Source organism: Pelagibaculum spongiae, assembly GCF_003097315.1.
In the GTDB taxonomy this organism is placed as follows: domain Bacteria; phylum Pseudomonadota; class Gammaproteobacteria; order Enterobacterales; family Pelagibaculaceae; genus Pelagibaculum; species Pelagibaculum spongiae.
Window position 1 is genome coordinate 95074 of the sequence record NZ_QDDL01000013.1, and the last position, 20023, is coordinate 115096.

Consider the following 20023-nt stretch of genomic DNA (forward strand, 5'->3'; position numbering starts at 1 on the left):
ATGAGCACTGATAACAAACATCAGCAAACCCAAGAGTATTACGGTGAAACCCTGCAATCGTCATTCGATTTGCAAACCAACGCCTGCTGTACTGACACCCAACCACCAAGCTGGTTGAAAGCCGCCTTAATCAATGTCCACGATGAAGTAATGACCCGTTATTACGGCTGCGGACTGGTGGCACCAGAGCAGTTAAAAGGTTGTCGGATTCTCGATTTGGGCAGCGGCAGTGGCCGTGATTGTTATGTATTGGCACAGCTGGTCGGTGAAGAAGGTGAAGTGGTTGGTGTTGATATGACCGATCAACAACTGGAAGTTGCTAATCGCCATGTTGACTGGCACAAAGAAAAATTTGGCTATCAAAAATCCAATGTGCGGTTTGTTAAAGGTTATCTAGAACAGTTAGACCAACTCGGCCTTGAAGAAAACAGCTTTGATATCATCGTTTCTAACTGTGTCATCAACCTGTGCCCAGATAAAGCAGCTGTTTTAGAACAGGCTTACAAATTATTAAAACCTGGCGGAGAAATTTACTTCTCAGATGTCTATTCCGACCGCAGAGTTTCAGCAGAATTGGTTGCCGACCCCGTGTTACACGGTGAGTGTTTATCGGGTGCGCTTTACTGGAATGATTTTATTAACCTGGCAAAAGGCGCAGGTTTTGGCGATCCACGCCTAGTGGAAGATCGCCCGATCACCATTGCCAATGAAGCAATCGAAGAAAAGATTGGTCACATTGGCTTTTTCTCAGCGACATGGCGCTTGTTTAAATTAGAAGGCCTTGAAAGTCACTGCGAAGATTATGGTCAAGCAGTGATTTACCGTGGTGGCATTGAAAACCATGAAAATGTATTCGCTCTCGACAACCATCACCTGATCGATAAGAACAGAATCTTCCCAGTATGTGGCAATACTTGGAAAATGCTGCATGACACCCGTTTTGCTGAATTCTTTGAATTTATCGGCGACTTTAGCAACCACTACGGTATTTATGCCGACTGCGGTACCTTAATGCCATTTGCCACAGCTGAATCAGCCGACGGTTCTTCTGGCGGTGGTTGCTGCTAGGTAATTAGAAAGCACCCATTATATTTCTGGCGGAAATTTCGCCAGAAATATGGGTTAACAACATCTTGCGCTGCACAACTAAGCATTTATTAAATTAGCGGTTTTTATGCAAACAATTAAAACAAAAGACTGGTTTTTTACACCCAACGGAGATCCGCGCGGCTATATCGACGCCCACGGAATTAAAGAACTATGGTTTCATACCGGAACTGCTTGCAACCTAGAATGCCCATTTTGCTTCGAAGGTTCCAAACCGGGCGACAACCGACTGCAATTGATTAAGTTTGACGACGCCAAACCCTTCATCGATGAAGCGATCGAGCTGGACGTCCAACAGTTTTCTTTTACCGGTGGCGAACCTTTTCTAGCAAAAGATCTGGTAAAAATTCTCGAATATGCGGCAGATGCTCGACCTTGCTTGGTATTAACTAACGGCACCGATGCATTATTAAAAAGAATTGACCAATTAAACGACCTAGCAAAAAGCAAACACCCCGTTTCATTTCGAGTCAGCATCGACTTTCCAGATGAAAAACAACACGACCTAGGCCGCGGCGAAGGTAATTTCGATAAAGCCCTGCAAGGTTTAAAAGCATTGTTTGATTTAGGCTTTCATATTTCAGTCGCCAGACAGATGAAACCTGATGAAAATGCTAAAGAGATAGAACAGGCATTTGCCGACATATTTCAACGTTACGGCTTACCAACCGATTTACACCTAGTCGCCTTCCCTGACTTTTTATTACCCGGCGCTCATGCCGAAGTGCCCTATGTAACGCAGCATTGCATGACCACCTACCAAAATGAACAAACACGCCAATCTTTCATGTGCGCCTTTTCAAAAATGGTGGTGAAAGACAAAGGTGAAATGCGTGTTTATGCCTGCACATTAGTCGACGACGACCCAGATTACGACCAAGGCGGCACTTTGAAAGAAAGCCTAGAACAGCGGATTTCAATGAAACATCACCGCTGCTTTAGCTGCTTTAAATTTGGCTCATCTTGTAGTGAGATGTGATAGGCAAAGGCCTGCTTGAATCTCTACTACTTCAAACGAATCACTCGGGGTAGGGAAACAGCAGGCTTTGTCGGTTGATTTGTAGAGCCTTCCAGAGAATTTTCTGTAACAACAGCACGAACAGATCGATTGTCTTGAATAACACCTGTTAGTTCAGAATCATTCAGTTCTACTTTGCCTGCTTGGCATACAAAACCTTCTGCTTGGTATTTCTTTACCAATTTTAATTGTTTTTTTTCGCAGAATCCCTGCTGATAATTTGCTGTCCATAGTACATCTGCCTGTTGATCTATCTTTAATATAAGGCGGCAAGGCAGCGGTTCATTTGATGGGAATTCAACTTGGATGAGGTGCGTTTGCAAACTAGAATTGCAACTTATAGTTAAATCTTCACTGACTAGATTTTCATTGGCTAAACCCTGGTTAGATAATATTTGTACAAAAAATGTCACTAACAAAATCTTTGATTTATTCACAACCAGTGCCTTATCAATAATTTCCAATAATTAACTAAAACGCACAGCTGTCATTTTAAAATATTTAATTTCAAACTGTTACTTTAGCAACTGTTACTTTAGCCAATACAAAAAGAACCAATGCAATGTGCACCAGCTCACTTATAGATGAAAACATTATTATAAATAAAGCAAGAAAACTACTAGAAATGAAAAACTGACATTATGGATTTTTATTTTCGAGCATTCACCAGAGCTTGTAAACAAACCCCAGTGAAGCAGTACTATCTATACAAACTATTGAATTTGTTCTGACTGAAGCGAGATTTCTTCAGCATCCGCCGCCTTACCATTAACAGCTGCTTGATTAGAAACAGACACCGTTTCCATTGCAGCAGGCTTTGTTTGTACTTGCTCATCAACCACTTCAACTTGCAGCAAGTTATCATCACTCACCTTTGATTGAGTATCTGAAGTGGTATCTGCTTCGATTGGCTGAATCTGTGTCGGCTTGTCAGCTGAAACAGCGGCCGATTCACCACTTGAATTAACTTCTGATACGTCATTTGGATTATTGATAACGTCTACGGTTTCGCTAACCAAAACTTCAATGGCAATCTGGTTGACACTGAGGCCTTTAGTATCACCAACAGCATCAGATGATTCACCAACTGGGGCATTCTCATTAATTACCACCGGTTCAACCGTGCTGCAGTTAAAACCCCAACCCCGTTGTTTTTCTGTAAATTCTGCTGCTTTCTTTTCGCAGAAACCAACGCTATTTTGGGCTTTCCAAAGCGTATTGCTTACTTCAGCACCTGCATTTTCCATTTTGGTATATTGCACTTCACAAGGAACCACTTTTCCTGTGGGATAAATCACTTCGATTAAACGAACTTGCTTACCAGAAGCGCAGATTGTGCTTAAATTTTCTGCTGCTTGCAGCGAGCTAACTCCCATCAAAGAAGCCATGACTGAAACTAAAAGTAATCGATTTGATTTGCGCATAAAAACCTGCCTGCAGCATTGCTGCAAATAATTTAATTGACCTGAATCATTAATTAAAATTAACCACCAGGAAATACCGGAAACTACGCGCAACTTAATATTAGATGCCATTTGAGGTCAATGGCCTTTGCATCAAATTGACTAAATAAGATTGTTCACGCTCAAAAACTAAGCGGAACTAACTGTCTATCTCTAGCTTTCTAGAAAATAATCTTTAATCCAACAATATAAAGTTTCAGCAGTCAGCTCATCATACGAAACCTGCTCAAATTTATCCGAAGGATCTTGATCTTTAAATGAGCGCTGATAACTGACAATTTCCTGCTGATGGTCATGCAATATCAGAATGATCCGTTTTTTGCTTTTCAAACAGTCAATGGTGATTGCATCAGCTGGAATGCCCTGAGCACGCATACCACGACTCAAGCCAACCACTGGATTAAGCTGCTCAAAATCTTTTTGAATTCTGGTGTGTGCTTCAGTAATCCGGTCGGATAACTTAATTAAAATTTTGTCGGTCACAGTGGCTCCCTATTTCTTCATCATGAAAAATTACAAAAAAGGCCGCTTTCGCGGCCTTTCCAAGAGATGATCTTTTAACGATTAAATCGCTTTAAAGATTTTCTCTACGCTGTCTTTGGCATCGCCAAACAACATGCCGGTGTTCTCTTTAAAGAACAATGGGTTTTGCACCCCAGCATAACCAGTATTCATAGAACGCTTGAATACGACAACATTTTTAGCTTTCCAAACTTCCAATACTGGCATGCCAGCGATTGGACTGGATGGATCTTCCAGCGCAGCTGGATTCACCGTATCGTTAGCACCAATCACCAGCACCACGTCTGTCTCTGGGAAATCTTCGTTGATTTCATCCATTTCCAGAACAATGTCATAAGGTACTTTGGCTTCTGCGAGCAATACGTTCATGTGACCGGGCAAACGACCAGCAACCGGGTGAATACCAAAGCGAACTGTGACACCACGCTTGCGCAATGCTTCGGTCATTTCGTATACCGGGTACTGAGCCTGCGCAACTGCCATACCGTAACCTGGAGTGATAATGACAGAAGTGGCATCTTTGAGCATTTCTGCAACGTCTTCAGCAGACGTTTCACGGTGCTCACCAACTTCTTCATCACCCGTTGGAGCAGCGCCATCTGTACCAAATCCGCCAGCAATAACGCTAATAAAGGAACGGTTCATTGCCTTACACATGATGTAAGAAAGAATCGCACCTGACGAACCTACCAATGCACCGGTGACAATCAACAAATCGTTGGCCAGCATGAAACCTGCCGCCGCTGCCGCCCAACCTGAATAGGAATTCAGCATTGAAACAACAACTGGCATGTCTGCACCACCAATTGATGCGACTAAGTGCCAGCCAAAGGCTAATGCAATTAAGGTCATCAAAATTAATGGGAACAGCGCACCATCAGCACCAACAAACCACTTCATCAGCAACAGTGAAACAACCACCGCAGCTAAATTGAGTTTGTGACGATGTGGCAATGCCAGAGGCGTCGATTTAATCAGGCCACGTAGCTTGGCAAACGCAACGATTGAACCGGTGAAGGTTACTGCACCGATAAATACGCCGATAAATACTTCGCCTAGATGAATAGTCAGCAATACGCCTTCCATTACACCGTGGTCCAGATAGCTGTTATAACCAACCAGAACTGCAGCCAAACCAACAAAACTGTGCAAAATAGCGACCAGCTCTGGCATTTCCGTCATTTCGACTTTTAATGCCAGCTTGGCGCCAATCGCGCCACCAATCGCCATTGCCAGCAAGGTCAGTACAATACCGCCACCACCAGCTGCGCCACCAATAGTAGCGATCAATGCGATCGCCATACCAGCAACGCCGTATGTATTACCCGCCATGGCGGTATTTTGCTTGGATAAACCAGCAAGACTCATAATGAACAGCAAGGCGGCAACAATATAGGACGCCTGTATCAATCCTTCAGACATAATATTGCCCCTATTTCCTGAACATCTTCAGCATGCGCTGAGTAACAGTAAAACCGCCGACGATATTGATGCTTGCGATCAAAATGGCAATAAATGCCAATAAGCCAACAACAAATCCACCGGAGCCAACCTGTAGCAATGCACCGACGACGATGATGCCAGAAATTGCATTGGTTACCGACATTAGCGGCGTGTGCAGCGAATGACTCACATTCCACACCACGTAGTAACCCACCACGCATGCCAAAATGAACACGGTGAAATGCGACAGGAATTCAGTCGGCGCAGCATCAGCTAACCAGGCAAAGGTCAAACCAACACCAGCCATAATGGCGTACTTCTTAGAAGGAGCCATAGGTTTTGGCGGTTCTGGCGGCGCAATAGGCTCAGACTTGGGCTGTTGCGGTGCCGCAGAAACTTTGATTGGCGGTGCAGGCCAAGTGACTTCGCCTTCACGGATCACCGTTACACCACGAACCACGGTATCTTCGAAATCGATGTCTAGCGTGCCGTCTTTTTCTTTACACAGCAGCTTCATCAAGTTCACCAGATTCGAGCTATATAGCTGCGAAGACTGGGTTGGCAAACGACCAGGTAGGTCGGTATAACCAAGAATCACTACACCGTTTTCAGTAACGTGCTTCTGACCAGGAACTGTCAGCTCACAGTTACCGCCAGTTTGTGCTGCCATATCGACAATCACAGAACCTGGCTTCATCGATGCAACCATTTCAGCAGTGATCAACTTCGGTGCTGGGCGGCCGGGGATCAATGCAGTGGTAACAATAATGTCAACTTCTGCTGCTTGCGCAGCAAACAATGCCATCTCAGCTTCAATAAATGCTGCAGACATTTCCTTGGCATAACCGTCGCCAGATCCGGTGTCTTCTTCCTCGTAATCTAGCTCGAGGAATTCTGCACCCATTGAATTGATTTGCTCTGCAACTTCTGGGCGGGTATCAAAAGCACGAACAATCGCACCCAAGCTACCTGCAGCACCAATCGCAGCCAAACCAGCAACACCCGCACCAATGATCAAAACCTTAGCCGGTGGCACTTTACCTGCAGCGGTAATCTGACCGGTAAAGAAACGACCAAATTCATGGGCAGCTTCAATGACAGCACGATAACCACCGATATTGGCCATAGATGACAAAGCATCCATTGACTGGGAACGCGACAAACGCGGTACCGAGTCCATTGCCAACACAGTAATATTTCGAGCAGCAAGCTTTTCCATTAATTCGGCATTTTGAGCAGGCCAAATAAAGCTTACTAGGGTTGCCCCTTCCCGAATTTTTGCAATTTCCTCATCGCTTGGTGCATTTACCTTAAACAGCATATCTGCTTGCCAAACATCTGCGCTTGGCGAAATAGAAGCACCTGAATTTTCATAGGCTGCATCTTGAAAGCTGGCAGCTTCACCGGCACCGCTTTCTACGGCAATGGTAAAGCCTAGCTTTTGCAGCTGCTCGACGGTGGCTGGGGTCGCAGCGACCCGAGTTTCACCAGCGAGACTCTCTCTCGGAATACCTATCAGCATGGAGAAGTCCTGACGTAACTGACCAGAAAAAAAAAGATTGAACACCTGTCGGCGGATTCACCTTTATAAGGCGGGTTGCTTTATATAATCACCTGTCACCTAAAGTACCCTATGCCCGAACTTTTCAAGTTCATCTATTAAGGTCTATAAACAACAGTTATTGAACCAGCCCGCCATGACAGGCTTCCAATACTACCAGCTCAAACGACGGTTGCACGCAAAAGACACGAGTTTGACCCTAAATTCGCAAAAAAATGTCGCTAACAACCCAGCAAACCTAAACTGTTGATCGAAATTTACCAGCAGTTGAGCCTTAGTTGATATAACTAATCACGACGGTTAAAAGCTCTGAGAGATTTCTATTCTTATTGCGTTTCACTCCAACTACTTCTGCTATAAATGTTTTTAACTCGCCTACTATTTCTGTTTTAGATTCAATCCAGCAGAATTAATCGATTCAGCCAAAACAATCGTCTTTAAAGATGAATATCAACAGCTTAATTACATTGATTACTGATAAAATGAAAACCATCTTTGCTATCTTGCAATCCAATATTGCGCTCTTACTAACTCCATGGAAAAAACAAGGATCTATCAAAAAGTTTTCCTTACAGACATTACTAACTATTCTTGAAAATATTCATACCAATAGATTGTTATTGAAAGCTGGGATTATTAGCCGCAATCACCGTTTATTTAGGATTGTTATCTATAGCCGACTGTCTAGAGATACTTGCAGCGAACTGCCTGCTATTATCAAAATACTTAACTGATCGATAAGCAGCTAACTCGGCCGATTCGACAACAAAACAATATTTTCACCACTGAGCAATATTTAGGAATTTTATGAGAACACAAATAAGTGCAGTTGTATTAGCTGGTCTTGTTAGCGTCAGCAGCGGCGTACAAGCCGATGTAATTGGAGCAAAAATCGGCGCAACCTATTGGTTCACAGCCGATCAAGGCAATGTAGAAACCCTTAATCTTCAGTTCGAACACCCTCTGCCCTTCCTTCCTAACCTAGCGGTTAGTGGTTTCTCCGCAGATGACAGCAACACCGAAATAAGCGCCCGTGACTTTTGGCTATATTATGAAATCCTAGATAACGATCTGGTTTCATTAGATTTAGGTGGCGGATTACGCCAGTACAACAATAGCCGAATTCTAAGCCAGTCTTTTGATGGCTATACGCCGATGCTGATAGCCGACATTGAATTATTGCCCGATGCTGATGATTTATCTGCTTATATTCGAGGTTCTATCGGCAAAAAAGATGGCGATTTTATCGATCTTTCTGCGGCGGTCGGTTTCCATATTTTACCGCTAACAACCATTACTGCTGGTTATCGATATAATAAAATTGAGTTAGATGGATTTGACGGCTTGGTTGAAGACGAAACAATTAAAGGTGGCTTTATTGGGATTCAGCTAGATTTCTAGTCCCAGCAAATCAAGCCCTTTAAGCTCACAATTTAAGTGACTAAGGTAAGCTAGAGCAGCCAATGTATCCGCTCTTTCAAGTACCACGGTTATAGAAACAAAAAAACGGCCAACTGTATTGCTGCAGTTGGCCGTTTTTTTAGCACCGTCTCTTAACCTGCCCCTGCAGACCAAAGTAAAATCGCCATAATCTGCGGCGAGAGAATTCTCAAACACATCACCAGCGGATAAACCGTGGCATAGGCCAATGCAGAAGCACCACTGGTTGGATGCAGGCTATTGGCAAAAGCCAGCGCCGGTGGATCTGTCATTGAACCTGCCAGCGTTCCACACAATGTCAGATAATTTAGTTTGAGATACCAGCGACCAACAATACCGACGATCATCAATGGAATCAGCGTGACAAAAATGCCATAGAGCATCCACATTAAGCCATCACCACCCACCAGCACATCCATAAAATGAGCGCCCGATTTCAAACCCACCACTGCAAGAAACAGTACAATGCCAACTTCTCGCAATGCCAAGTTGGCACTGGGCGGCATAAACCAATACAAGCGGCCAATACTGCCAATCCGCGACAGAATAATCGCCACTAATAATGGTCCACCTGCCAAACCCAGCTTTAATGGTGCCGGCAAATTCGGCAGTTGAAACGGAATAGAACCGAGTAACACGCCGAGTCCGATACCAATGAAAATTGGCATCATCTGAACCTGCTGAAGCTTACGGCGGACATTGCCCACCAACTTGCTCACCTCGTCCAAATCTTCCTGGGTACCGACAATATTTAAAATATCACCGAACTCCAGTGACATATCTCGGCTAGGCACTAGCTCAACACCGGTACGGTTCAAACGAGAAACAACCACTTCGTATTTCTGTTTGATACCCAATTCATTGAGCGTTTTACCGAGAATTTTTTCTTCAGTGACCACCACACGAATCGACTTCATGGTTGAACCATGGGTGGTTAAATCTTCATCAACCGGCTCACCCACCACCACTTGAACCTTATCCAGCAGTTCATCTTTACCGACTAAATGAATCAGATCGTTTTCTGCCAACAAAGTATCGGGCTTGGGCACCATTAAATTCTCGCCACGCTTTAAGCGAGAGCACACCACTTCACCATCATTCAGCGCCGGCACATTAGATAGCGCCATGCCAATCAGATTCGGGTTGCTGACTCGTAAATTGCGTGTTTGTAGTGCTTGCCCTGATTTACTGTTCTGGTGTTCAAATTGCTCTGCTTCTTTATCAATATTGATTTTAAAAAACAGCCGCACCAAAGACATAGTCAGTAAAATACCGCAAATACCAAACGGGTAAGCCACTGCGTAGCCCAGACCTGGAACCGTCAAGGCTTCACTACTGGCACCTAATTCAGCAAGAATTTGTCCGCCTGCCGCAAGCGAAGGTGTGTTGGTGACTGCGCCGGAATAAATACCAAGAATTACCGGCAATTCCAGATCAAAAATCTGCTGAACCGCAACAGCAACCACACAACCCAACACCACAATACTGGCAGCCAGCGCATTCAACTTCAGTCCAGAACTGCGCAAACTGGCAAAAAAGCCAGGGCCGACCTGAATACCAATGGTGTAAACGAATAAAATCAAACCGAATTCCTGAATGAAATGCAGCGATTCCATATTCAGTTCAATCTGATTTTGATAGACAAAGTGGCCGACAATGATGCCGCCAAACAGAACACCACCTATTCCTAGGCCCATTCCGCGTATCTTAAAATTACCAATCCAAAGTCCAATGACCGCTACTAGCGATAAAATCACCAAGGATGTCGCTATTTGACTCATAATCCCTGCCTAATATGCGTCTTGTTTAAAAAGCGCGCAGGACGGCTCTCCCTTCTGAAGCATTCAGTCGGGTGTCGCCTTACGAAAAAGAAAAAGCAGACAACGGGAGATCCGTTGAATGATCGATATTGATCAGGCCAATCATAACAAATGCTCACACTCGAAAAATTGATACAACTTCCGAAACTCTGTAAGCACCTTGACCAAACCACTGCAAACTTCAGGATTCAGCACCCTTTAAAGAAGCTTGGCTATATGCACGCCAAAACCTTGTGCGTAGGCAAAGATTGATACGAAATTCATCCTATCAATCTAGACAATCAGTAACCACTCTGGCACATTACGCGGCTTTCCTCCCTGCACCTAAACGAACCTGATCGGTCAAATGCGTTAACGCTAAATTCCGAACAGTTGTTCGGTATTGCAAACTGACGAGCTGTTTGCGATACCTTCGGCAGGCAATCTGGTTTACCGATATTAGCTAGTAACCCGGTCTAAACTCCTCTCACAGAAGTTAAATCAAAATGTTCGATATGAATTGGTTAGAAATTTTTGGCTATGTAGCCTCTATTATCACCGGCATCAGTCTGACGATGAACTCTATCGTTCGATTGCGCTGGCTCAACCTGTTAGGTGCATCCTGTTTCGGAACCTACGGTGTATTAATTGGTGCGACCCCGGTTGCTGCCCTGAACTACTTCATTGCTTGTGCAAACATTTATTATTTGTGGAAGATGTATAACGAGAAGGCTCACTTCAGCTATCTCGACATCGACCTTGACGATAAGTATTTAGATGCTTTTTTGAAGTTCAATAACACGGATGTAAAAGCACTATTTCCAAGCTTTGATATTGAAAAAGCCAGCCAAAAAGAAACTATTTCAATGATGATTCACCGTGATCTGGCATTGGCAGGTGTATTTATCGGTAGCCGCAGTGGTAAAGATACATTAGATGTTGAGCTGGATTTCGTACTCCCTCAATACCGTGATTTAAAAGCCGGCCAGTATATTTTCAAAGAAAATGCTGATTTCTTTACCAAGCAAGGGATTAAATTAGTCACTTGTAAAAGCGGCAGCGTTGGCCACGATCGCTATCTCGAAAACATGGGTTTTGCCCGTGACGGTAACGACTACAGCTTGAAACTGGCTTAATTCAGCGACAATCTATTTAAAGCCGAAGTTGCTCCATTACAACTTCGGCTTTTTTATATCTGGAAAATATATAAACAGCGCAGCCTGAGCCAGCAAAATAGTTCAGCTATCTAGCTTGTCACCTTTTTCTCTTTATCCGCTAACCAGCCATCTAACTACGCGGCATCCTCGGCCCAAAGCTCGACCTGCCCAGACAATTCAATTAAGCTCAGCCTAGCTGCATCTACCAAAGTCTGAGTATGAATTTTAATAATCATTTCCTTACATTAAACCCGGCTTTTTATCACTGCCAACTACCCAAGCCATTAAACCATGCTCAAATGATGGTTTTTAATTCAACGCTGGCGCAACAGCTTTCTAAAGAAACCTTTTCGGAGCAACAGTGGCTGGAACTCTGCTCAGGGCAAGCATTGCCACCAGGAGCCGAACCTCTGGCAATGAAATATGGCGGCCACCAATTCGGCGGCTGGAACCCTGAATTAGGTGATGGCCGTGGTTTATTGCTCGGACAAATCATCGCCACCGATGATCAAAGCTATGACCTGCATTTAAAAGGTGCCGGACAAACCCCCTACTCCCGCCATGCCGATGGCCGCGCGGTACTACGTTCTTCTATTCGTGAATTTCTTTGCTCTGAAGCCATGCATGGTTTGGGCATTGCCACTACTCGCGCATTGGCAGTGACCAACAGCCAAAGCCATGTATTTCGTGAAACGGCCGAAACCGGTGCCATGCTATTACGCGTCGCCAACAGTCATATCCGCTTTGGTCACTTTGAATACTTCAGCTTTAACCAGCAACATGATTTATTAAAAGAATTACTCGACTACACCATTAAGCAACATTTCCCTGAAGTGACTGCAGACGATTACCATGGTTTCTTTTCAGCTGTGGTTAGCCGCACCGCAAAATTAATTGCCCAATGGCAGGCACAAGGCTTTTGCCACGGCGTTATGAACACCGACAATATGTCGATTATTGGCGATACCTTCGATTACGGCCCTTTTGCTTTTCTCGATGATTATCAACCGGGTTATATTTGCAATCATTCCGATTACCAAGGCCGCTATGCATTTGATCGCCAGCCAGCCATTGGCATGTGGAATTTACAATGCCTGGCCGCCGCAATATCGCCACTATGTGAGCCAGAACAATTAAAAGCAGCGTTAGAGCAATATGAAACGCATTTAAGAAAACATTATTTACAATTAATAACTCATAAATTAGGACTAAATATAAATACGCCTGAAATAGCACCGTTAATTAGTGGTTTATTAAATATTTTTACCGAACAAAAAATCGATTATCATTTTTTCTTTCGCAAGCTGACTTTATGGGTAGAACAAGACCTACCCGAAGCCAAGCAGGCATCGCTGACCCTCGACCTTGAAAACCCAGCAACCTTGCAATGGCTCGACGACTATCGCCGGGCAATGCTTGAACATGCCATTGATGGCACGCACACCACTGCAGCGGCAGTAATGGCACAGAAAAACCCAATATATGTACTGCGTAACTGGTACTGCCAGCAAGCAATAGAAGCAGCTGAAGCTGGTGATTTTTCAGTAGTACAGCAATTATTTGAAGCTGTCAGCCGACCTTTTGAAGTACGTGCCGAGCTTAGCCATTTCAGTATGCCGCCACCTCAGCAAGGAAAACATATGGAAATTAGCTGCTCTTCTTAAAACCTGATTAAGGCTGGTAACTATAATTTGGAAAAACATCACCTCTATTCAACCTGAACCCCGTCAATTTCTGGCGGGGTGAAACCCAGCATTAACTAGCGTCAGGACGATGCAGCATGTCAGAAAAAAAGGACAACAGCCAGTTAATTACTACCCACAACTTCAACAATTTAAATAAACATTTAATCTAGAATAATACGTTATAAATCCAGCGGACTTCTGACACCGCGCCCACCTTTATTCAGTACATGGGTGTAGATCATAGTTGTGTTCACATGGCTATGACCAAGAAGCTCTTGCACCGTGCGAATGTCATAGCCGCTTTCAAGCAAATGGGTAGCAAAGCTATGCCGGAAGGTATGGCAACTGGCGTGTTTGTTCAGCCTCGCACGGTACACCGCCTGCTTCACCGCTTTTTGAATGCAGCTAGCATCAATATGGTGCCGACCAATATTTCCGCTTCTGGGATCTTTACTAAGTTGCTTGCTGGCAAAAATATATTGCCAAGCCAGTTCCTTTCCAGCATTAGGATACTTCCGAGCTAAAGCATATGGAAGGTGAACAAACTCAACTCCATTTTCCAATGCTTCTTGATGCAGTTTTTCAGAATTTTTTATCGCTGTCTTCAACAAAGAAACAACCTGATTCGGCAACATAGTACGACGATCTTTATTACCCTTTCCTTCTCTTACTGTTATTTCAAAACGATCAAAATCAATATCTTTAACCCGCAAGCGCAAGACTTCTTGCAGTCGCAACCCCGCACCATACATAAGTAGCGCTACAGCCAATGGTGCATCAGTCAGGTAACTAATAACGCGCTTGGCTTCCGCTCGGGAAAAAACCACCGGTAATTTTTTAGGGCGCATTGGACGTTGCCAGGCATCAAGTTTCAGTTCTGGTTTTTTAAGAACGTGGCGGTATAAAAAAACAAGGGCATTTAACGCAATTTGTTGCGTTGAAACTGAGACATTTTTCTTTATTGCCAAATGACTCAGAAATTGGGTGATTTCAGCTTCAGCCATGTCATCTGGATGACGCATCTTATGAAACAGCAAGAATTGGCGAATCCACTGCCAGTAAGTTTTCTCAGTCGCATAGGAATAGTTCATTTGGCGAACGGCTTCGCAATAACGCTGCTGTAATCGCATACTGCACCTGACAAAACGAAAACAAGATAGCTGTATATAGATACAGTGTCTAATTATGTCAAACTCAACAAAAGTTAACCGTATATGTCGATTGAGCAAACCTTAAAGTAACTATTTTATTTCAATGAGTTAATGTGTTTTTTTCAAAACCCCTCTGTTCAGCAGCATTTTGTCGATAGTTCAATCAATTGACATACACGGAATCAAAATATATCGTCGCCAGCAAGCCATGAAAAGGCAAGCAAGCCACCAGAGTAAAGCCCTAGCGGCGAGCTAAAGCGGAATTTGTCTTTCATATTTATATAAGACTATGCGGCAAAAATGCGGTATAGGTTGCTGTTAGGCAAATAGTGAAATCCTCAACCTACATGGAGCCGTTATGATTGACGATATAATAAAAAAAGCAACTGGTGGTCTCGATGGTATTGTTGATGATTTGTTGAAGTCTGCCAAGGGTAAAGTTCAAGAAAAAATATCTGAAGCATTCGCTATTGGTAAGCTTAAGTCCTTTAAAGATAATGTTGAACGAATAGGACAAGTCAAAACCATATTAAATCCCGATTCAATCGTAAATTTAAATAATATATTTTTTGATGAAGCTGTACTTTTTGACGGTGAAAAAATTGAATCCTTTAGTCAATTTGGTACTAAACAAGTTCTAGTCGAAGGAGGCCCTGGGCAAGGGAAATCTTTATACCTTAGAAAACTTTGCATCAAAGAAGGAGCTGGAAGTAATTATATCCCTATTTTTATCGAATTTAGAAATTTGGGATATAAGAAAAAGCTCAAAGAAGAGTTAATGGAAGCAATCGAAGATCTAGGAGTTAAACTTGATAATTCTCTATTTGATTTTTTGGCGAAGTCAGAAAAAATAGTTTTATTCTTAGATGGTTTTGATGAGGTTCCAAATAACGAAAGAACCCGAATCGCGAGAGAGTTAGAAACAATAGTAAGAACTTATCCTGAATTACGGATAGTTGTGTCATCAAGACCAGATTCTGGTATGGGATCTTCATTTTATTTTTCTAAACGAAAAATAAGCCCTATGTTACTTGATACGCAAAAGAAATTTGTAAACCACTTATATAAATCAGATAAAGAAGCAGAAAGTATTAATACAATCCTTTCAAATAGTGACTTTATCTCTGAAGTTACTACTACAGCTTTATTACTTACCTTATTCACTATTACTTATAATGCAAGACAGTTTAAACCAGATAGCCTTTCTGAGTTTTACAGTTTAATTTTCCCAACAATGCTTTATAGACACGATAGAATGAAAATGGGTTTTGAGAGAGAAAGAAAGGCTGGCTTAACCGATTATCAAATGCAACGATTATTTAACTCCTTAAGTTTTTTATCTTTGAACGATAATAACACTAGATTTCCCAGCTATTTATTTCAAGATTATTTACATAATTCTGCAAAATTGGACGGACTCCCAGAAAATTTGGAAGATCGTTTAATTGACGATATAACAAGTATTACTGCACTAATCGTTCGAGATGGTTTTAATGAATTCTCTTTCACTCATAAAAGTATTCAAGAGTATTTTGCTTCAGTATTTATTTCAATGCTTAGTGAAGATCGTAAAATAGGTTTTTATAAACTAGTTATCAATGATTTTAATGAATTTAGAAAATGGCAAAACACTCTATCGTTTCTTGAAACTATTGATGAAAGAAATTACACAAAATATTTCCTTATCCCGTATAAGAAAAATGCACTTTGTTTAGATGATAACTCAAGCATTAATATAAATTATCCTTCGCTAATAAAATTAGTAGGTAGTGATTCAAAAGTACGAATAGATGAATCAGGTAAGCTAAAGAACTTTTATTGGGGAGATACATTGTCTTCTGTTTTATACGTTCGATATTCAGAGTTTGCAAAAAAAGCTATAAACTCATACTTACAAGGTAAAACGTTGATGCTCGCTGAGTTTCTATCTTATTGTGATGAACCAGATTATATCGACTCTCAAGACTTGGATGGCGACTATGTAATAGTTATTGATAAGTTTTTTAAAGAAAACAGAATACAAAAAGAAGTGACTAAGTATCTTTCCAAAAAGTTTGAGAATAGTTCATTTAAAGACGAGGTTTTAAATTTAGAGGCAGATTTGGAAATATCAGACAAAGTAACTGATGCTATTTTACCCTTTTAAAATATTTGCCTAACAAGCTGTTAAACAAGGACAAAATACAGTTGGCTTTTGCTCCTTCGTCGCTTATTCTAGCCAACTTTATTTAGCCTGTTAACAGGGCGTTATGTGAAAGGTAGTTATTTGTTTAGTATCGGTCTATTTGTATTTTTGCTAATGTCAGCTGGTATTTTCTACTTTGCTGACGACGGAGGCGCTTTTGAGCACTACGCTGTAGCGTTCTTGTGGGCTGTGTTGGCAAAATTTTTTGTTGAAAAATTGCTAGGGCGCCCAATGAAGTATCTTCATTTCATGGATATCCCTGCGAGGCCCGATTCAGAAAAACATCGAAATACTATTCTAATAATTTGGTTTTCTATAGCCTGCTTTTTTAGCTACTTAATTGCATTTAAATGAGTAATTCACATAACAATCGCAGGCACCGGATCACAAATTTCGCCGCAGGCTCATTTGCTCACCGGTGTTGCTACCACGTTATGTGCTTTCGCTACTTCGAACTCACAGTAAATTCGGTCAGATTAAGATAAATTAACTGATCTCTCAATCCGTTAATTTACATTGATGGCTTAAGGATAAGTGTTAGATGTTAAAAAAAATAAAGCTAATACAAGGTATTGGCAATTTCACCAAAACCGTTGCAGGTGGAATAGATCTTGGTGATGTGACCGTTATCTATGGTGAGAATAGAAATGGTAAGAGTACCCTCTGTGATGTTATTCATTCACTAGCAGAAGATGATCCTGATTTTATAATGCATCGAAAAAGCATACCAAATGACCCAACTAAACCGCCTAAAGTTGAATTCATGTTCGGTACTGCGACAGGTAATGTTACATCTAAATTCGAAAACGGCCAGTGGCAAGTAAAAACTCCTGATTGTTCAGGTTTATATGTTTTTGACCAAAGCTTTATACATAGGAATGTAATCACTGGTCAGAAGCAAGAGCGGCCAAACTCTGAAAACATGACAAGTTTTATTCTTGGTGAGAGTAACACCGCTTTGTTTGCGGCTTTAGCTGAGATGAATAACAACCTTCGTGCTGATAAAAAACTTCTCTCTGATATTGAAGGGCAATTTATAACTCACGCTGTGGGTAATGCTCCTGCGTATGCTAACTCCGCTTTACCTTCGGAGACTAAAGAACAGTTAGAAACTAACGTGGCGGCACATGACGAATCAAAACTGCAAGTCACAACTACCATTCAGAATATCGAAAAAATCAAACGTCGTAATGTTCTAAATGCGGTTGGTACACAGGTCAACTTTGCTCAAGCAATTGATTCAATTAATGCTGTACTAGCATCTAGCCTTCAAAATGTTCATCAAGATTCATTGGTATCACTGCAAAATCACATGAGCAATCATGTGAACAACTCAGCTACTTTTAAAGGTTGGGCTAGCCAAGGTATCGCACAAATAAAAGATGATTGTCCTTTCTGTGGGCAGGCTTTAAGTGCTGATGCTCAAGGCCTAATCGCTGCGTACCAGCAGGCTTTTAATGCTGAGTTTGATAGATTTAACAGAGAAAAAAGACAAACTTTAAATGGCCTTCGTCAGCCATTTAGTATTCCAAATACTCGTGAAAACCTTATTCAGCTACACCAAGCCAATAAACAAGTGTTTGAGCTGTATGTGGAGCCTCAAATTATAACCAATCAAGCTCTAGCGCCTTTAACTGCTTCATTGGAACAAAAGCATGAAGATATTCTCGCTTCTTTTGATGCCGTTATTGCAAATAGTCAGCAAGCAACGGAATTCTGGATACCGAGACTAGAGCAAAAGTTTACTACGCCCTACGAACCTGCTCAACTCGTTACCTTCGATGTACTGAACACAGCAGCAACAACGTATAATCAAGCTATCTATGAATATTGGGTAGTCGCAGAGCAAATTAACGCTATCTTCAATGCTTATAAAGGCTCACTTAATGAAGTGGAGCTGAATCATCAATTGACAGAAATTGCACAACAACAAACACAAGCTAATTTGGCGCTAAAGCGGATAGCATTAGAGCCTCTTTGTGTTCAGTACAGACAGAAGCTAGCAACTGTTAATGAGTTAGATACTACTTATAAAGCACAAAAGCAGAAGCTCGAACAATCACAAACAGCGTATTTAGATACTTACTTTGATTTGATAAATGGACTGTTTCGTCAGCTCGGCTCAAGTAACTTTGAGATTATCAAAGTACCTAATAATCGCGGCAGACAAGTTATCTATGATCTTCGTGTTAAGTTTAAAGGTGAGGATATTTCTGCTGATAAGATTAATACAGTATTTAGTGAGTCAGACCGCAGAGCGCTAGCCCTTTGTATATTTTTAGCTAAGGTGATGTCTCTTCCAACAGAGGAGAAAGCTAAGGCTATTTTAGTGCTGGATGATCCTGTTACTAGTTTTGACAATGAACGAATAGCACTGATTCTCAATAAACTGGATGAGCTGCAACGGACTATTAAACAACTTGTACTAACGACTCACTATAAAGGAATGGCAGCAAAAGCTGTGAAGAAATTCAGGCGGTGCGCTAAATCGGTAAAATTAGTTCATGGTGCTGAAACTTGCTCGATAGAAGCCGTTGAAATTGATGACATGATGGCTACAGAGCATGATGTTGCTTTTGACAGAATTAAAGCATTTGTTAATCGTGAAACTAATAACGACATTCTCACAACCTTGCGACCTTTCTTTGAGGGAGAAATTCGTCATCGTTTTAAGAAACAGCTCATTGATCTTGGTGAAGCGAAATCAGACCTGTCAGTTTGCACTGTTGCTTTAAGGGAAAAGGGCTATATCACTGCTGAACTTGAAGCTCGCCTGAGTGCGATTCGAGATACTTTAAACACACCTATGCACGAAATTGGCGATGACGCGCTTGAAAACACAAGAGCGCTAGCTGAACAGGTCATTACTGTTGTTTATGATGAACTGTAGATGCACATAATAAACCGTTATGTGCATAAAAAATCAGATAAATCTTGAAAAATATATCATGCAACCCAATACCATAAGTTCAGGCTTCAATTTCGAAACCTGAATTTATGAGGTTATTCTGATGCAAAAACTGTTTGAAACGCAACAAACTCGAGCGAGAAAAGAGTTTAAAGCTCTTGATCGTGCAGAAAAAAATAGCATAACTGATGCTGAACTTGTGCAAGAAATGACTAAAGATATGGCCGATCCTGAGTCGGCTCAATCTATCATGCAAGCTGCTGCAGCATTGATGTACATGAGAGGAGTTAAAGGTGGGGAAACTCCTATCACTGAAGCAACAAATCGGTGCTTGGCGCGAAAGAGAAAAGACAGTAAGGCAGCATCCAATTTAACTCCTAAATCGGTGTAGCTTTTTTATTAGCCATTGCTTCCAATAGAAGTAATGGCTTCTGTTAATAGCCTCGTAAGTAGCACATAATCGGGTAGCCGAGGGTCTCTAACCCTCAGCCCCCACAACACCCTGCATGCGGGTCCGCACAGGGCGTTTCACTTGGGATAGTGAAGCGTGATCCATCTTTCCCTTAACGAGAATAAGCCTTCAG

General features: G+C 42.0%; 15 protein-coding genes. 8 read left to right on the forward strand and 7 right to left on the reverse strand.

The features are described 5' to 3' along the window. Together DC094_RS20125 and DC094_RS20130 are read left to right on the forward strand one after the other, a co-directional pair. Positions 1 to 1068 (forward strand): methyltransferase domain-containing protein, encoded by a 1068-nt coding sequence (locus tag DC094_RS20125; protein WP_116688925.1) that lies wholly within the window; start codon positions 1 to 3, stop codon positions 1066 to 1068. Positions 1069 to 1174: 106 nt separating this feature from the next. Continuing rightward, positions 1175 to 2086 (forward strand): radical SAM protein, encoded by a 912-nt coding sequence (locus tag DC094_RS20130; RefSeq protein ID WP_116688926.1) that lies wholly within the window; start codon positions 1175 to 1177, stop codon positions 2084 to 2086. Positions 2087 to 2112: 26 nt separating this feature from the next. On the opposite strand, the gene DC094_RS20135 is transcribed toward DC094_RS20130, so the two are convergent. The 5 genes from DC094_RS20135 to DC094_RS20155 form a co-directional block, all read right to left on the reverse strand. Beyond that, entirely contained in the window at positions 2113 to 2589 is a 477-nt protein-coding gene (locus tag DC094_RS20135; RefSeq protein ID WP_116688927.1) for a hypothetical protein, read from the reverse strand. 249 nt (positions 2590 to 2838) lie between these two features. Continuing rightward, positions 2839 to 3549: a hypothetical protein gene (locus tag DC094_RS22315; protein WP_178030942.1), complete on the reverse strand. Its 711-nt coding sequence runs from the start codon at positions 3547 to 3549 to the stop codon at positions 2839 to 2841. Between the two features lie 192 nt (positions 3550 to 3741). Then, on the reverse strand, positions 3742 to 4071 hold the full coding sequence (locus DC094_RS20145; RefSeq protein ID WP_116688928.1) for a hypothetical protein: 330 nt from the start codon (positions 4069 to 4071) through the stop codon (positions 3742 to 3744). 81 nt (positions 4072 to 4152) lie between these two features. Next, positions 4153 to 5532 carry a Re/Si-specific NAD(P)(+) transhydrogenase subunit beta gene (gene pntB / locus DC094_RS20150; protein ID WP_116688929.1) on the reverse strand — a complete coding sequence of 460 codons (1380 nt, stop codon included), beginning with the start codon at positions 5530 to 5532 and terminating at the stop codon, positions 4153 to 4155. Between the two features lie 10 nt (positions 5533 to 5542). Further along, on the reverse strand, positions 5543 to 7075 hold the full coding sequence (locus DC094_RS20155; RefSeq protein WP_116688930.1) for a Re/Si-specific NAD(P)(+) transhydrogenase subunit alpha: 1533 nt from the start codon (positions 7073 to 7075) through the stop codon (positions 5543 to 5545). 846 nt (positions 7076 to 7921) lie between these two features. On the opposite strand from DC094_RS20155, the gene DC094_RS20165 reads away from it, so the two are divergent. After that, complete coding sequence (locus tag DC094_RS20165) at positions 7922 to 8515, forward strand: porin family protein (protein ID WP_116688932.1); 594 nt, start codon at positions 7922 to 7924, stop codon at positions 8513 to 8515. A gap of 152 nt (positions 8516 to 8667) precedes the next feature. On the opposite strand, the gene DC094_RS20170 is transcribed toward DC094_RS20165, so the two are convergent. After that, positions 8668 to 10335 (reverse strand): putative transporter, encoded by a 1668-nt coding sequence (locus tag DC094_RS20170; protein ID WP_116688933.1) that lies wholly within the window; start codon positions 10333 to 10335, stop codon positions 8668 to 8670. 524 nt (positions 10336 to 10859) lie between these two features. Here DC094_RS20170 and DC094_RS20175 point away from each other — a divergent pair. Next, on the forward strand, positions 10860 to 11489 hold the full coding sequence (locus tag DC094_RS20175) for a YgjV family protein (RefSeq protein ID WP_116688934.1): 630 nt from the start codon (positions 10860 to 10862) through the stop codon (positions 11487 to 11489). A 239-nt stretch (positions 11490 to 11728) separates the two neighbouring features. Next, positions 11729 to 13174: a protein adenylyltransferase SelO gene (locus tag DC094_RS20180; protein ID WP_116688935.1), complete on the forward strand. Its 1446-nt coding sequence runs from the start codon at positions 11729 to 11731 to the stop codon at positions 13172 to 13174. Positions 13175 to 13374: 200 nt separating this feature from the next. Here the strand turns inward: DC094_RS20180 and DC094_RS20185 are convergent, their stop codons facing one another. Further along, positions 13375 to 14325 (reverse strand): integron integrase, encoded by a 951-nt coding sequence (locus tag DC094_RS20185; RefSeq protein ID WP_116688936.1) that lies wholly within the window; start codon positions 14323 to 14325, stop codon positions 13375 to 13377. Positions 14326 to 14704: 379 nt separating this feature from the next. On the opposite strand from DC094_RS20185, the gene DC094_RS20190 reads away from it, so the two are divergent. The 3 genes from DC094_RS20190 to DC094_RS20205 all read left to right on the forward strand — a co-directional run bounded on the left by DC094_RS20190 (position 14705) and on the right by DC094_RS20205 (position 19830). After that, positions 14705 to 16492 (forward strand): NACHT domain-containing protein, encoded by a 1788-nt coding sequence (locus tag DC094_RS20190; protein ID WP_116688937.1) that lies wholly within the window; start codon positions 14705 to 14707, stop codon positions 16490 to 16492. A 580-nt stretch (positions 16493 to 17072) separates the two neighbouring features. Further along, complete coding sequence (locus DC094_RS20200; protein WP_116688938.1) at positions 17073 to 19421, forward strand: AAA family ATPase; 2349 nt, start codon at positions 17073 to 17075, stop codon at positions 19419 to 19421. Between the two features lie 121 nt (positions 19422 to 19542). Beyond that, positions 19543 to 19830 carry a hypothetical protein gene (locus tag DC094_RS20205; RefSeq protein ID WP_116688939.1) on the forward strand — a complete coding sequence of 96 codons (288 nt, stop codon included), beginning with the start codon at positions 19543 to 19545 and terminating at the stop codon, positions 19828 to 19830. Positions 19831 to 20023 lie beyond the last annotated feature (193 nt).

Coding starts and splice junctions, on each gene's coding strand:
- DC094_RS20205 (WP_116688939.1), top strand. CDS start 19,543: ATGCAAAAACTGTTTGAAACGCAACAAACTCGAGCGAGAAAAGAGTTT.
- DC094_RS20200 (WP_116688938.1), top strand. CDS start 17,073: ATGTTAAAAAAAATAAAGCTAATACAAGGTATTGGCAATTTCACCAAA.
- DC094_RS20190 (WP_116688937.1), top strand. CDS start 14,705: ATGATTGACGATATAATAAAAAAAGCAACTGGTGGTCTCGATGGTATT.
- DC094_RS20185 (WP_116688936.1), bottom strand. CDS start 14,325: ATGCGATTACAGCAGCGTTATTGCGAAGCCGTTCGCCAAATGAACTAT.
- DC094_RS20130 (WP_116688926.1), top strand. CDS start 1,175: ATGCAAACAATTAAAACAAAAGACTGGTTTTTTACACCCAACGGAGAT.
- DC094_RS20165 (WP_116688932.1), top strand. CDS start 7,922: ATGAGAACACAAATAAGTGCAGTTGTATTAGCTGGTCTTGTTAGCGTC.
- pntB (WP_116688929.1), bottom strand. CDS start 5,532: ATGTCTGAAGGATTGATACAGGCGTCCTATATTGTTGCCGCCTTGCTG.
- DC094_RS22315 (WP_178030942.1), bottom strand. CDS start 3,549: ATGCGCAAATCAAATCGATTACTTTTAGTTTCAGTCATGGCTTCTTTG.
- DC094_RS20170 (WP_116688933.1), bottom strand. CDS start 10,335: ATGAGTCAAATAGCGACATCCTTGGTGATTTTATCGCTAGTAGCGGTC.
- DC094_RS20180 (WP_116688935.1), top strand. CDS start 11,729: ATGAATTTTAATAATCATTTCCTTACATTAAACCCGGCTTTTTATCAC.
- DC094_RS20175 (WP_116688934.1), top strand. CDS start 10,860: ATGTTCGATATGAATTGGTTAGAAATTTTTGGCTATGTAGCCTCTATT.
- DC094_RS20125 (WP_116688925.1), top strand. CDS start 1: ATGAGCACTGATAACAAACATCAGCAAACCCAAGAGTATTACGGTGAA.
- DC094_RS20155 (WP_116688930.1), bottom strand. CDS start 7,075: ATGCTGATAGGTATTCCGAGAGAGAGTCTCGCTGGTGAAACTCGGGTC.